This window comes from Rosenbergiella metrosideri (assembly GCF_022602565.1).
In the GTDB taxonomy this organism is placed as follows: Bacteria; Pseudomonadota; Gammaproteobacteria; order Enterobacterales; family Enterobacteriaceae; genus Rosenbergiella; species Rosenbergiella metrosideri.
The window spans coordinates 1-255 of sequence record NZ_JALBCV010000112.1 but is presented as its reverse complement, the minus strand read 5'-3'; the positions used below and the strand labels follow the sequence as shown (position 1 = coordinate 255).

The 255-nt window shown below is 48.2% G+C and carries 1 protein-coding gene; it reads right to left on the bottom strand.

The genetic code is table 11. The annotated features are described in order from the left end of the window. Positions 1-255 (bottom strand): ABC transporter permease subunit (locus MKR94_RS16730; RefSeq protein WP_241647920.1); only part of this gene is annotated, 255 nt, incomplete at both ends.

Here is a 255-nt window from a genome sequence, read left to right as displayed (position 1 = left end):
CGTTTGAAAATCTTGGCTACCAAACAGAGCAATCACGCCGAAGTCTCCCATCGACATCAACGAGGCGAATGCGAAGGCTTGTAACAACGGCTGTCGCAACGTCGGTAACTCAATATGACGTAAACGCTGCCATCCACCTAAGTTCAGTGAGAGACAGAGACGGCTATATTGATTCGCTAAGTCACGCATCGGGCTTTCGAGTAGCTTGCTGGCATAGGGTAAAGCCATCAAGGTATTGACGATAATGACCAGATA